General features: G+C 59.9%; 12 protein-coding genes. 9 read left to right on the forward strand and 3 right to left on the reverse strand.

What is annotated here, in order from left to right:
- Window positions 1-9 precede the first annotated feature (9 nt).
- Window positions 10-585, reverse strand: a complete 576-nt coding sequence (locus tag QLG02_RS15890; RefSeq protein WP_011705874.1) for a hypothetical protein — start codon at window positions 583-585, stop codon at window positions 10-12.
- Between the two features lie 76 nt (window positions 586-661).
- Here QLG02_RS15890 and QLG02_RS15895 point away from each other — a divergent pair, with 76 nt between their 5' ends.
- From QLG02_RS15895 to lolE, 3 genes are all read left to right on the forward strand, one after another.
- A complete protein-coding gene (locus QLG02_RS15895; protein ID WP_282465643.1) occupies window positions 662-1897 on the forward strand; it encodes a lipoprotein-releasing ABC transporter permease subunit in 1236 nt (411 codons plus the stop codon).
- A 76-nt stretch (window positions 1898-1973) separates the two neighbouring features.
- A complete protein-coding gene (gene lolD / locus QLG02_RS15900) occupies window positions 1974-2672 on the forward strand; it encodes a lipoprotein-releasing ABC transporter ATP-binding protein LolD (protein WP_020480138.1) in 699 nt (232 codons plus the stop codon).
- Window positions 2672-3913, forward strand: coding sequence for a lipoprotein-releasing ABC transporter permease subunit LolE (gene lolE / locus QLG02_RS15905; protein WP_024943966.1), 1242 nt, complete (start codon window positions 2672-2674; stop codon window positions 3911-3913). Before lolD ends, lolE begins: the two co-directional genes overlap by 1 nt.
- An 86-nt stretch (window positions 3914-3999) precedes the next feature.
- On the opposite strand, the gene yfbR is transcribed toward lolE, so the two are convergent.
- Window positions 4000-4590 carry a 5'-deoxynucleotidase gene (yfbR, locus tag QLG02_RS15910; RefSeq protein WP_146062822.1) on the reverse strand — a complete coding sequence of 197 codons (591 nt, stop codon included), beginning with the start codon at window positions 4588-4590 and terminating at the stop codon, window positions 4000-4002.
- Between the two features lie 73 nt (window positions 4591-4663).
- Window positions 4664-5098: a YccF domain-containing protein gene (locus tag QLG02_RS15915; protein ID WP_011705879.1), complete on the reverse strand. Its 435-nt coding sequence runs from the start codon at window positions 5096-5098 to the stop codon at window positions 4664-4666.
- A gap of 428 nt (window positions 5099-5526) precedes the next feature.
- Here QLG02_RS15915 and tig point away from each other — a divergent pair, with 428 nt between their 5' ends.
- From tig to ppiD, 6 genes are all read left to right on the forward strand, one after another.
- A complete protein-coding gene (gene tig / locus QLG02_RS15920) occupies window positions 5527-6837 on the forward strand; it encodes a trigger factor (protein ID WP_016350912.1) in 1311 nt (436 codons plus the stop codon).
- A gap of 86 nt (window positions 6838-6923) precedes the next feature.
- Window positions 6924-7547: an ATP-dependent Clp endopeptidase proteolytic subunit ClpP gene (gene clpP, locus QLG02_RS15925; protein ID WP_005301526.1), complete on the forward strand. Its 624-nt coding sequence runs from the start codon at window positions 6924-6926 to the stop codon at window positions 7545-7547.
- 146 nt (window positions 7548-7693) lie between these two features.
- Window positions 7694-8968: an ATP-dependent protease ATP-binding subunit ClpX gene (gene clpX, locus QLG02_RS15930; protein ID WP_005301524.1), complete on the forward strand. Its 1275-nt coding sequence runs from the start codon at window positions 7694-7696 to the stop codon at window positions 8966-8968.
- Window positions 8969-9109: 141 nt separating this feature from the next.
- A complete protein-coding gene (lon, locus tag QLG02_RS15935; protein ID WP_011705882.1) occupies window positions 9110-11464 on the forward strand; it encodes an endopeptidase La in 2355 nt (784 codons plus the stop codon).
- Window positions 11465-11704: 240 nt separating this feature from the next.
- The gene (gene hupB, locus QLG02_RS15940; RefSeq protein ID WP_005315375.1) at window positions 11705-11977 is read left to right on the forward strand and encodes a nucleoid-associated protein HU-beta; all 273 of its coding nucleotides are present in this window, start codon (window positions 11705-11707) and stop codon (window positions 11975-11977) included.
- A 151-nt stretch (window positions 11978-12128) separates the two neighbouring features.
- The gene (ppiD, locus tag QLG02_RS15945) at window positions 12129-14042 is read left to right on the forward strand and encodes a peptidylprolyl isomerase (protein WP_282465644.1); all 1914 of its coding nucleotides are present in this window, start codon (window positions 12129-12131) and stop codon (window positions 14040-14042) included.
- The last annotated feature ends 106 nt before the right edge of the window (window positions 14043-14148 follow it).

Genomic DNA, 14148 nt, shown 5'->3' on the forward strand with positions numbered 1-14148 from the left:
TCGATTCTTTTAACGTTGACGGTCTTGCGCACGAAGTTTGAGTTGTTTGGACTGGATATGCAGGCTGGCACGCACCAGCAGTTCGCGGTCATCCTCGCGGATCCGCACATAGTCGAGCATCACGTGGGTGCCGTGCTCGCTCGGTTCCAGCTGCTTGACCTGGCCGTAGCAGTAGATGGCGGAGGCCTCTTCGCGCAGGAAGATCTTGAGCCGCACTATCTGGTGCAGGTGCGGCACCTCGCCGTGGCCCTGGCGCGGATGCAGGTAGGTCAGCTGGCCGGCGCCAAAGCGCAGGGTGTGGAAGCGATGTTCCGGATGATCCTGCACCGACAGCACATAGCCCATGATCATGTCGATCTTGCGCGACTGCTGGTTGATGATCTCCACCAGATCGTGCATCGAATCGTTCTGATTGCGGATCAGGCGGCTGGTCACCATGTCGATGGAGGTAATGGCGGAGGCGATGCGAAAGGGTTCGGGCAGCTCGGCCTCCAGTGCTTCCAGCGAGGGCAGATGAAAGTCACCGGGCATGGGGATCACATTGACCGGTGTGGCATGGGTGACACTGAAGAACTGTTCCTGCATGGAGGCTATCCCTTGTTGTCATAGACGGTTTCCCTTTATTATCCGGTATCTTATTTTGTTGGCAATGTAGATATCCTTGAAGACTGGACTTTTTCAGCCACTGTCGCTGGCCATCGGCCTGCGTTATGCAGGCTCGCGACGCAGCAATCGCTTCGTTTCATTTATCTCCCTGTTTTCCACTTTCGGCATCGCCATCGGGGTCGCCGCCCTGATGGTGGTCATCTCGGTGATGAACGGTTTTGAAGGGCAGCTCAAGGGCCGCATCCTGGGGGTGATCCCCCATGTGGTGGTGACCAGCCCGGCGGGGCGCATCGATGTCGCGCCGCAGGGCCTGCCCGATCTGGCCAAGCTGCCGCACGTGATTGCCCATGCCCCCATGCTCGACAGCGAAGGCATGTTGCAAAGCCCCGGTCAGCTCACCGGCGTCAGCGTGCAGGGCATCGATCCCGCCCAGTGGCCCAAGGACGACATCCTGCACGCCCAGATGCAGATGGGGCGTCTGGACAGCCTGCAGGCGGGCGAATACCACATCGTGCTGGGGCAGGGGGTGGCCAATCGTCTCAAGGTCTCCATGGGCGACCAGGTCCGTCTGATCCTGACCGAAGGCACCCGCTTCACCCCGTTTGGCCGGGTGCCGGCCCAACGCCTCTTCACCGTCTCCGGCATCTTCGGGGTCGGTGCCGACGTGGACAGCCAGGTCGCCCTGATTGCGCTGGGGGATGCCCAGCGCATGCTGCGATTGCCTGCGGATCAGGTGGGTGGCATCCGCCTCTGGCTGGATGACCCCTTCGCCGCCGACGAGGTGGTGAAGACGGCGCTGCCGGACGGCCTGGAGTGGCAGGACTGGCGCCGCGAGCGCGGCGAGCTGTTCCAGGCGGTGGCCATGGAAAAACGGATGATGGGGCTGATGCTGGTACTGATCATCGCGGTCGCCACCTTCAACATCCTCTCCGCCCTGGTGATGGTGGTGACCGACAAGGAAGGAGAGGTGGCCATCCTGCGTACCATGGGCATGAGTGAGGCCGGCATCGTCAAGATCTTCATGGTGCTGGGGGCCTCCAGCGGGGTCATCGGCGCCCTGTTCGGCGGTCTGGCTGGACTGGCGCTCTCCATGGGACTCAACCCCTTGCTCGATGCGGTGGGGCTCAACCTCTACATGACGGCCGGCGGTTCGGGCCTGCCGGTCATCGTCGAACCCGCTCAGGTCGTGACCATTTTGCTGGGCGCCGTGCTGCTCAGCTTCAGCGCCACCCTCTACCCGGCGGCCCGTGCGGCTCGGGTCAAACCGGCCGAGGCGCTGCGTTATGAATAATTCATCTTCTGTTGTTACTGGTGCCGGTGTTGCTGCCGGCGCCGGCGTTGTTACAGGTGCAAGTGGAGCCTCCTTTATGAATCAATCCGTCTCCTGCGAGCCGCTGCTGCGCTGTCAGGCCCTCAACCATGTCTACAAAGAGGGCGATCTGGAGACCCAGGTACTCAAGGGCATCGACCTCAGTGTGGCGCCCGGCGAGATGCTGGCGGTGGTGGGCAGCTCGGGCTCCGGCAAGACCACCCTGCTGCACCTGATGGGGGCGCTCGACAACCCCTCCAGCGGCGCCGTGCTGTTCAAGGGGCAGGACATCCATCGCTGGGACAGCCGTACCCAGGCGAAGTTTCGCAATCAGGAGCTGGGTTTTGTTTACCAGTTCCACCACCTGCTCTCCGAGTTCACCGCGCTGGAAAATGCCGCCATGCCGCTGCTGATCGCCGGTGAATCGGTGAAGAGCGCGACCGACAAGGCGAGCCGGATGCTGGGGCGGGTAGGGCTCTCCCACCGTCTCAACCACAGACCGTCCGAACTCTCCGGTGGCGAGCGCCAGCGGGTGGCCATCGCCCGTGCCCTGGTCAACGAACCCAGCCTGGTGCTGGCGGACGAGCCCACCGGCAACCTGGATCACGCCAGCGCCACCGCCGTCTATGAGCTGCTCTGCGAGCTCAACCGCGAGCTCGGCACCGCGTTCGTGGTGGTGACCCACGATCTCAGCCTGGCAGCCAAGCTCCATCGCCGGGTGACCCTGGTGAGCGGCGTGATGGCGGAGGTCGCCTGATGTTCAAGCCGCTGCCCCTGTTTCTGGGCCTGCGTTACAGCCGCTCCCGCCGTCGCAACGGCTTCATCGCCTTTATCTCCGCCTCTTCCCTCATCGGCATCGCCCTCGGGGTGATGGCGCTGATCCTGGGGCTCTCCGCCATGAACGGCTTTGAGCGGGAACTCAAAAACCGGGTGCTCTCCGTGGTGCCCCACGGCGAGCTGATGGGAATGGAGGCACCGCTCCCCAACTGGCCCAAGCTGCGGGATTACCTGCTGGCGCAGCCCGGGGTGGAGGCTGCCGCCCCGGTGATCCGGCTGGACGGCCTGCTGGAGCACGGCAGTGCCCTCAAGGGGCTGCAGGTGCGCGCCGTGCTGCCGGAGCTTGAGGCCAATCTGTCCGATGCGGGCAACTACATGACGGGCCGCGGTCTGCGCGAGCTGGAAGCCGGCGAGCACGGCCTCATCCTCGGCAAGACCATCGCCGACAAGCTGGGGGTCAAGATAGGGGACACCGTCACCCTGCTGCTGCCCCAGGGCGGCGATGCCGCCGGCATCAAGAACCCGAAGCGCGAGTCTCTTACCGTGGTGGGGCTGCTCGAGATCGGTGGCCAGCTGGACGGTGTGCTCGGCTTCATGCATCTGGCGGATGCCCAGGCCATCACCGGCATGGGCAGTGCGGTAGAGGGCTTCAGCCTCAAGGTGAACGACGTGCTCAAGGCGCAGTCCATCACGGTGGCGGCCGCCCAGAAGTTCCCGCACTACGTCTACATCAGCAGCTGGATGAGCCGCCAGGGCTATCTCTATCAGGACATCCAGATGGTGCGCACCGTGATGTACGTGGTGATGCTGATGGTGGTGGCGGTGGCCTGTTTCAACATCGTCTCCACCCTGGTGATGGCGGTGAACGAGAAGCGCAGCGAGATCGCCATCTTGAAGACCATGGGGGCGAGCCCGGGACAGATCCGGCTCACCTTCGTCATTCAGGGGATGGTGAACGGGGTGGCGGGTGCCTTGCTCGGCGCCCTGCTGGGCGGCCTGCTCTCCAGCAAGCTGACCCAGATCCTGGGTGTCATCGAGAAGCTCATTGGCCATCGCTTCCTCAACCCGGACATCTATTTCATCGACTTCCTGCCGACCGAGCTGCACATGCAGGACTTGCTCATCGTGACAGGCGCCGCCATCCTGATGAGCCTGCTGGCCACCCTCTACCCCGCCTGGCGGGCGAGCGGGCTGGTGCCGTCCCGCGAGTTGGGACACTGATAGGCGGCATCTTGTCTGCTGATAAAAACGAAGGGCCCGCCGGTGCAAACCGGCGGGCCCTGCTGTTTTGAGGGGGACTGACTGGTTCAGTGGGCGTTGAGTTCATCCAGCGGCAGCGAGAAGCTCGCCACGAAGATGTCGATGAAGTAGCGCATCTCGTCGCTCATCCGGGCCGCCAGCATCTGCTCGAGGCGCTTGCGCGCCGGCTCGAATTCCCGGTTGCCGACACTTAACTCTTCCAGGCACTTGGTATAGGCGCAGAGGGTGTCGGCATCCTTCACCAGTCTGGCCAGTTCGCCATCCTGGGCTGCCGAATCGAGCAGCGGGCGAAAATCCTCGACCAGCTCCGGCGGCAACATGCCCAGCAGGCGCTGCTCGGCGGCCAGCTCAATCTTCTTGTATTCGCGGGCAATCTCGGGATTGAAGTACTTGACCGGGGTGGGCAGATCGCCGGTCAGCACCTCGCTGCTGTCGTGATAGAGGGCCATGACGGCGGCGCGGTCGGCATCCACGCTGCCACCAAACAGCCGGTTTTTGATGAGGCCGAGGGCGTGGGCCACCATGGCTACCTGCAGACTGTGCTCGGCGATGTTTTCGGGCTGGATGTTGCGCATCAGCGGCCAGCGGTAGATGAGCTTCATGCGGGCGAGATTGGCGAAGAAGTGGCTGGGCAGCATGGATGACCTCGAAGATGGCAATGAAAAAGGGCAGACCCTAGTCTGCCCTTTTTTACGGCTGGCGGCATCGCCTTCAGCGAATATAACGACCGGATTCGGCCTCCTGATTGGTGACGATCATCTGGCCGATGGGGGCCAGGCTGATGAGCGCCAGCTTGAGGTGCTGGATGCCAAACGGGATGCCGACGATGGTGACGAAGCAGGCCAACGCCGAGGCGATGTGGCCGATGGCCAGCCAGATCCCGATCAGCACGAACCAGATGATGTTGCCAATCAGCCCCATGGTGCCGGTGCCCATGTCGCTCAGACCGGTCATGGTCTTGCGGTTGACCGCCTGCTTGCCGAACGGGAAGAAGGTGAAGGTGCCGATGACGAAGCAGGCGCGTCCCCAGGGGATCCCGATGAGGGAGATAAAACAGATCAGCCCGGCCAGCCACCAGGCCAGCCCCATGAAGACGCCTCCCAGTACGAACCAGAGCAGATTGAACAAGAAGCGGAAAAAGGCCATGTCGGTGACTCCAGACTTATCAAGATGGCTGCCACCATAACGAGCGATGGTCATGGACGCAATGGTTGAAGGGGCGGGGTGGACAATTTGGGTCGCAGGGGGTGAAAAGAGACCGCGATGGAGGGATATGAGGTGAAAAAGTAGGCTCTTGCACGAAAAAAGGTGAGCAAGTGCAAATTCTTGCGGCTTGTGTGCTTGAAGTCGGCCCCGTCATTCCCCATATAAAGGGCAGTTTGGCGGGAATTGTGCCATCCCCTGCCCGGTTGGGGGACGTGTGGCTCGACTCGATCAAAGTGCGCCGCTATAATGTCGCGTCATATTTTCTCATCACAAAGACAGTCGTTGTCTTTATAAACAGGAAGACTCCGGGCTTTGCCCAGGGGCAATAAAGGGTCAGCACGCAGTGCTGAGTTGAACGAGGTAGAAGAATGCAAGTTTCTGTAGAGACAACCCAGGGTCTGGAACGCCGTCTTACCATCACCGTACCGGCCGCTACCGTTGACGCCGCCGTGCGCAAAGAATTGAACGGCCTGGCCAAAACCCGTCGCATCGACGGTTTCCGTCCTGGCAAGGCTCCGGTTGCCATCATCAAGAAGATGTTCGGCGCCATGGCTCATGCTCGCGTTGCTGACGAAATGATGCAGAGCAACTTCATCAAGGCCATCATCGAAAACAAACTGAGCCCGGCCGGTGCCCCGACCATGGATCCGAAAGAGATCCAGGAAGGTCAGGACTTCGAATTCACCGCGACCTTCGAAGTGTACCCCGAGTTTGAAGTGGCTGGCCTCGAGACCATCAAGGTCGAGAAGCCGGTTGCTACCGTGAAGGATGAAGATCTGGCCAACATGATCGACACCCTGCGCAAGCAGCACGCTACCTGGAGTGAAGTGGACGCCGCCGCTGCCGATGGCATGCGTGTGACCATGGACTTCGTCGGTTCCATCGACGGTGAAGAGTTCGACGGCGGCAAGGCCGAAGGCTTCAACCTGGTACTGGGTGCCGGTCGCATGATCCCGGGCTTCGAAGACGCCATCATGGGCAAGAAAGCAGGCGACGAGTTCACCATCGACGTGACCTTCCCGGCTGACTACCACGCTGAAAACCTGAAAGGCAAAGCCGCCAAGTTCGCTTCCAAGCTGAACAAGGTTGAAGAGCAGATCCTGCCTGAGCTGACCGAAGAGTTCGTCAAGCGTTTCGGCATCGAAAGCGGCAACGTTGAAGAGCTGAAAGCCGAAGTGCGCAAGAACATGGAGCGCGAACTGGCTCAAGCCCTGAAAAACAGCGTGAAAGAGCAGGTTCTGAACGGTCTGGTTGAAGCCAACCAGATCGATCTGCCGAAGGCTGCCGTTGCTCAGGAAATCGATGCCCTGCGTCAGCAGGCGCTGCAGCGTTTCGGTGGCTTCCAGGGCGGCAACGCTCCTGAACTGCCGGCCGAGCTGTTCCAGGGTCAGGCCGAGCGTCGCGTACGCGTAGGTCTGCTGCTGGGCGACGTGATCCGTACCAACGAGATCAAGGCTGATGAAGCGCGCGTCAACAGCATCATCGAATCCATGGCCACTGCCTACGAAGATCCGAAGGAAGTGATCGAGTACTACCAGAAGAACGAACAGATGCTGAACGGCGTTCGCAACCTGGCAGTTGAAGATCAAGCCATCGACCTGATCCTGTCCAAGGCCCAGGTGACCGAGAAGGAAGTTGCATTTGACGAAGTGATCAACAAGTCCGGTGCCGCTGCCTAAGAACATTTGACTTAAGGTCAAGACTGTTAAGTATAATGGCTCGTGTGATCTCCACTCGGGCCATTTTATTTTAGGGACAATGCCTTATGTACAAGAACTATAACGATGTGACTGAATCCCCACGCAATGCGCTCATCCCGATGGTGGTAGAGCAAACCGCGAAAGGGGAGCGTTCCTACGACATCTATTCTCGTCTGCTGAAGGAGCGGGTGATCTTCCTGACCGGTCAGGTTGAAGATCACATGGCGAATCTGGTGGTGGCTCAGCTGCTGTTCCTGGAATCTGAAAATCCAGATCAGGACATCAGCATCTACATCAACTCTCCGGGTGGGGCCGTCACGGCCGGTATGTCCATTTATGACACCATGCAGTTCATCAAGCCGGACGTCAGCACGGTGTGCATGGGGCAGGCCTGCTCCATGGGGGCCTTCCTGCTGGCCGGTGGTGCCAAGGGCAAGCGTTTCTGCCTGCCCAATGCCCGCGTGATGATCCACCAGCCGCTGGGCGGTTTCCAGGGCCAGGCATCTGATATCCAGATCCATGCCCAGGAGATCCTGAAGATCAAGAATACCCTGAACGAGCGTCTGGCCTTCCATACCGGTCAGGACATGGCCACCATCGAGCGTGACACCGACCGTGACAACTTCATGTCGGCCGAGCAGGCAGTGGCTTATGGTCTGGTTGACGGTGTCCTGAGCCGCCGCGGCTGAGCCACGAGCTAGCCCGTACCATCGTCGAAGGCATCATCTGGTTTGATGATGCCCTCAATCGGCAGATCAGGCATGGGCAGGGTGTTCCGGACTGTTGTAAACTCAACAGGACAATCCATCCTCTATTGATAAAACGAGGTTGCTGAATGACAGAAAAACGCAAGGGTGAGGGTGATAAGCTGCTCTACTGCTCTTTTTGCGGCAAAAGCCAGCATGAAGTGCGCAAGCTGATCGCTGGCCCTTCCGTCTACATATGTGATGAGTGTGTCGAGCTGTGCAACGACATCATCCGCGAAGAGATCCGTGAGATCTCGCCCAAGCGCGATGGTAGCGAGCTGCCGACCCCTCATGAAATCCGCGCTCATCTGGATGACTATGTGATCGGGCAGGAGTACGCCAAGAAAGTGCTGGCGGTAGCCGTCTACAACCACTACAAGCGGCTGCGCAGCGGCAGCGAGTCCGGTGGTGTGGAGCTGGGCAAATCCAACATCCTGCTGATCGGTCCGACCGGCAGCGGCAAGACCCTGCTGGCTGAAACCCTGGCTCGCCTGCTGGACGTTCCCTTCACCATGGCCGATGCCACCACCCTGACCGAAGCCGGTTATGTGGGCGAGGACGTGGAGAACATCATCCAGAAGCTGCTGCAAAAGTGCGACTACGACGTAGAGAAGGCCCAGCGCGGCATCGTCTACATCGACGAGATCGACAAGATCTCCCGCAAGTCGGACAACCCCTCCATCACCCGCGACGTGTCCGGGGAAGGGGTGCAGCAGGCCCTGCTCAAGCTGATCGAAGGGACCATCGCTTCCGTGCCGCCGCAAGGTGGTCGCAAGCACCCGCAGCAGGAGTTCTTGCAGGTTGATACCTCCAAGATCCTGTTCATCTGCGGTGGCGCCTTTGCCGGTCTGGACAAGGTGATCGAGCAGCGCTCCGTCAAGGGCACCGGCATCGGCTTTGGTGCCGAGGTCAAGTCCAAGAGCGCCAAGGCGACCTTGAGCGAGAGCTTTGCCAAGGTGGAGCCGGAAGATCTGATCAAATACGGTTTGATCCCCGAGTTCATCGGCCGTCTGCCGGTGGTAGCGACCCTGACCGAACTGGACGAGGCTGCCCTCATCCAGATCCTGAAAGAGCCGAAGAACGCGCTGACCAAGCAGTATGCCGCGCTGTTCGATCTGGAAGGGGTGGAACTGGAGTTTCGTGACGACGCGTTGAACGCCATTGCCCGCAAGGCGATGGAGCGTAAAACCGGCGCCCGCGGTCTGCGTTCCATTGTGGAAGCCGTGCTGCTCGATACCATGTATGACCTGCCGTCGCTGGACGGTGTCAGCAAGGTGGTGATCGACGAAACCGTGATCAAGGGGGACTCCGCGCCCTTGATGATCTACGAAAATCCCGAGACCCAGGCCGCCGCATCAGAGTAAATGTCTGATTTTTAATCAAATGAAAGGGGCTTTTTGCCCCTTTCATGCTTTTTGCGGTTTCGGCGATTGAATCTCATCTAAGCGCCCCCATATACTCAGCCAAGCGCTTTGCCAACGGTATAACAAGCCGAGAGGACATATATGAACCTAGAGCGTTCAGAACGCATCGAGATTCCCGTCCTGCCTCTTCGTGACGTGGTGGTTTACCCCCACATGGTCATTCCACTCTTTGTGGGGCGGGAAAAATCCATTCGCTGTCTGGAAGCGGCCATGGAGCAGGACAAGAAAGTTCTGCTGGTGGCCCAGAAGGATGCGTCAACCGATGAGCCGACGGTGGAGGAGATTTTCTCCGTCGGGACAGTGGCCAATATTCTACAGATGCTCAAGCTGCCCGATGGCACCGTCAAGGTGCTGGTGGAAGGGGGCCAGCGTGCCCGTCTTGAGCGGATGATCGACGACCGGGACTTCTTCGTTGGCGAGGCACAGTACATCGCCTCCAAGGCGATTGAGGAGAAGGACCAGGATGTGCTGGTGCGCTCCGCCATCGGTCAGTTCGAAGGCTATATCAAGCTCAACAAGAAGATCCCGCCCGAGGTGCTCACCTCGATTTCGGCGATCGACGATGCGGCGCGCCTGGCCGATACCATGGCCGCCCACATGCCGCTCAAGCTCGAAGACAAGCAGAAGGTGCTGGAAATCGCCTCCGTGTCCGAGCGCATCGAGTTTCTGATGGCCATGATGGAGTCGGAGATTGACCTGCTGCAGGTCGAGAAACGCATCCGCTCCCGGGTCAAGAAGCAGATGGAGAAGAGCCAGCGCGAGTACTATCTCAACGAGCAGATGAAGGCCATCCAGAAAGAGCTGGGTGAGCTGGAAGACAGTCCGGATGAGTTCGAAGCCCTCAATCGCAAGATTGAAGAGGCCGGCATGCCGGAAGATGCCCGTGAGAAGGCGCAGGCCGAGCTCGCCAAGCTGAAGATGATGTCGCCCATGTCGGCCGAGGCCACCGTGGTGCGCAGCTACGTCGACTGGATGGTACAGGTGCCGTGGAAGGCGCGCTCCAAGGTCAAGAAAGACCTGGGCAAGGCGCAAGAGGTGCTGGATGCCGATCACTATGGCCTGGAGAAGGTCAAGGATCGCATTCTCGAGTATCTGGCGGTGCAGGCGCGCGTCAACAAGCTCAAGGGCCCCATCCTCTGTCTGGTAGGGCCTCCCGGCGTGGGCAAGACCTCGCTCGGTCAGTCCATCGCCAAGGCCACTGGTCGCAAGTACGTGCGCATGGCGCTCGGCGGGGTGCGTGACGAAGCGGAGATCCGCGGTCACCGCCGTACCTACATCGGTTCCATGCCTGGCAAGCTCATCCAGAAGATGGCGAAAGTCGGCGTGAAGAACCCGCTGTTCCTGCTCGATGAAATCGACAAGATGAGCTCGGACATGCGTGGCGATCCCGCCTCAGCCCTGCTGGAAGTGCTGGATCCCGAGCAGAACAACAGCTTCAACGATCACTATCTGGAAGTGGATTATGACCTGTCGGACGTGATGTTCGTGGCCACCTCCAACTCCATGAACATCCCGGGTCCGCTGCTGGACCGGATGGAAGTGATCCGCCTCTCCGGGTATACCGAAGATGAGAAGCTCAACATCGCCAAGCAGCATCTGGTCTCCAAGCAGATCCAGCGCAACGGCCTGAAAGAGTCCGAGATCACCATCGAGGATTCCGCTCTGGTCGGGGTGATCCGCTACTACACCCGCGAGGCGGGGGTGCGTAGCCTGGAGCGCGAGATCTCCAAGATTTGTCGCAAGGCGGTCAAGCGCATCCTGCTGGACAAGAGCATCAAGCATGTTCAGGTCAATCAGGCCAACCTCAAGGAGTTCCTCGGGGTGCAGCGCTTTGACTACGGCAAGGCCACTGACCAGAACCAGGTGGGTCAGGTGTGTGGCTTGGCGTGGACCGAAGTGGGGGGCGATCTGCTCACCATCGAGACCACCAACATGCCGGGCAAGGGCAAGCTCACCTACACAGGTTCTCTGGGTGACGTGATGCAGGAGTCCATTCAGGCCGCCATGACGGTGGTTCGGGCCCGTGCCGAGAAGCTGCGCATCAATGCCGACTTCTACGAGAAGCGCGATATTCACGTGCACGTACCGGAAGGGGCGACCCCGAAAGACGGTCCGAGCGCCGGTATCGCCATGTGTACCGCCCTGGTCTCCAGCTTGACCGGTAATCCGGTTCGTGCTGATGTGGCCATGACGGGGGAGATCACCCTGCGCGGCGAAGTGCTGCCGATTGGCGGTCTCAAAGAGAAGCTGCTGGCCGCCCATCGCGGTGGCATCAAGCGGGTGCTGATCCCGAAAGAGAACGAGCGTGACCTCGAGGAGATCCCGGACAACGTCAAACAAGACCTTGAAATCTATCCGGTTCGCTGGATTGACGAGGTGCTGGAACTGGCGTTGCAGGACAATCCACAAGGGTTTGAGCGCGTTTCTGTCGTGTAAATGTTGATGCGCCGCAAATTTGGCGCATTCGAGGGGTGGTTAAGGCTTGCATGCGCCGGATAACGGAAGTAGCCTTGACCACCGATCGGGTACTCATGATGAGTCGCAATGCGTGATGTGGCGCGGGTTTGCGCTAGATTGTCACTTGCAACTGATCAGGAGGCTTGCTATAAAACCTCCACTTGTTGTGGCCAGGGAAATCGGCGCCGCAGCGATGTTCGATAAAAGGGGAATATAAGAGTGAATAAATCTCAACTGATTGACAAGATTGCAGACGGTGCTGATATCTCCAAAGCCGCTGCTGGCCGTGCGCTGGATGCTTTCATTGACGCCGTGGGTGAAGCCCTGAAAGAGGGTGACCAGGTTGCTCTGGTAGGTTTCGGTACTTTCGCCGTGCGCGAGCGTGCTGCCCGTTCTGGCCGTAACCCGCAAACTGGCGCGACCATCGAAATCGCCGCTGGTAAAGTTCCTGCCTTCAAAGCCGGTAAGGCCCTGAAAGACGCTGTCAACTAAGCCGGGCGCTGATATCACATCGGCCACCGTCCTTGGTCACAGACCAGACAAGTGAGAGGGCTCTCCCTCATACTGATTGACCAAGGCGCATCGCAATCGGTGCGCCTTTTCATTATTTACGCCCATCGAGTTCGGGAGCATAAGTACAAACATGATGTTGGATAAACTACGCGAAGGGGCGCAGGGCAAGGTAGCCAAGGTTATCTTGGGCCTGATCATCCTCTCCTTTGCCTTGGCCGGTGTAGGTAGCTACCTCAACGGCCCGGCTCGTACCGCCCCCGCCACCGTCAACGGCAATGACATCAGCTCCGCTGCGCTGGAAAATGCCTATCGCAACGAGCGGGCCCGCATGGAATCCCAAATGGGGGAGTCTTTCAGCCAGTTGGCCGCCAATCCTGACTACATGAAGCAGTTCCGCCGTGGCGTGCTGGACCGTCTGATCGATCAGGCCCTGTTCGACAGCAAGGCCCGTGAACTGGGTCTGCGCGTCAGCGATGAGCAGATCAAGCAGGCCATCGTCGCCATGCCAGAGTTTGCCGAAGATGGCAAGTTCAACAACGATCGCTATCTGCAGCTGATCCGCCGCGCCGGCATGACCCCTGAGATGTTCCGTGACTCCCTGCGCCAGGACATGGTTCGCCAGCAACTGATGGGCGCCCTGCTGGGCACCGAATTTGCACTCAAGGGTGAAGCCGAGCAACTGGACAAGCTCTACAACCAGACTCGCGATCTGCGTCTGGTGCGCCTGGCCGCATCTGCCTACCTGGGGGACGTGAAAGTCTCCGATGAAGAGGTGGAGCAGTACTACAAGGCCAACAGCAGCCACTTCATGAATGACGAGCAGGTCAAGGTCGACTACTTGCTGCTGGACGCCGCCACCCTTGGCAAAGACGTCAAGGTGAGCGAGCAGGATGCCCAGGATTACTACGATCAGCACCAGGATCTGTTCCAGCGTGCCGAGCGTCGTCATGTGGCTCATATCCTGATCCCGTTCGGCAAGGACGAGAAAGCCGCCGAGCAGAAGGCCGAAGCCGTGCTGGCCAAAGCCAAGGCCGGTGACGATTTCGCCGCGCTGGCCAAGGCCGACTCCTCCGATACTTTCTCCGCCAAGAAAGGCGGCGAGCTGGACTGGTTCGAGAAAGGGGTGATGGATCCGGCATTTGAGAAGGCTGCGTTTGCGCTGACCAAGGCCGGCGATCTCTCCACCGTGGTGAAGAGCCCGTTCGGTTTCCACGTCATCAAGCTGCTGGGGGTTGAACCGGCCCAGACCAAGCCGTTTGCCGATGTGAAAGCAGAGACCATCAGCCGTCTGCAGGCAGACAAGGCCAAGGAGCTGTTCTTTGCCGAGCAGCAGAAGATGGCCGACAGCAGCTTCGAGAACCCGGATTCGCTGGACTTGACCGCCGACACCATGGGTCTGAAGGTGCAGTCCACCGGTTACTTCAGCCAGGCTGATGCACCGGCACCGCTGAACGATCCCAAGGCACTCTCCGCCGCCTTCTCCGAGCAGCTGCGCGATGACAACACCAACTCCGACGTGATCGAACTGGCGGATGGCAAGGCACTGGTCATGCACATCACCGGTCATCAGCCGAAAGCGGCCAAACCGCTGGCGGAGGTGAAAGACCAGGTGATTGCAGCCATCAAGCACGACAAGGCCAGCGAAGTGGCCCGTGGCAAGGCGCAGGGTCTGCTGGACAAGCTCAAGGCTGGCGAGAATATCCAGGCCGAGCTGACCGCGCTGGGGCTGAAGGTGGAGAATCATGACGGGGTAGCCCGCTTCGCTCAGGATCTGGATCAGAACCTGGTGGCGCAGGCCTTCCGCATGCCTCATCCGATCGACGGCAAGCCGAGTGTCGAGCTGGTGACCGAAGCCAATGGCGACCGCGTGGTGGTGGCCCTGGACAAGGTGACTGTCGCCAAGGAGCCGTCCGGCATGGCCAAGCTGCTGCAAGGGCAGCTGGGTCAGGGCAAGGCTCAGGTGAGCTACAAGTCTCTCATCGACGAGCTGCGCAAGTCTGCCAAGATCGAGTACTTCACCGATGTGGAAGCCACGGTCGAATAAATCGAACCGACTCCAATCGATGTGAAAACGGCCCCTTGATGGGGCCGTTTCTTTATGGCTATGTCCCAATTACGTGTTGCATGGGGCGCCCCAGCGCCTCATGCAA

Source organism: Aeromonas sp. V90_14, from assembly GCF_029967615.1.
GTDB lineage: Bacteria > Pseudomonadota > Gammaproteobacteria > Enterobacterales > Aeromonadaceae > Aeromonas > Aeromonas hydrophila.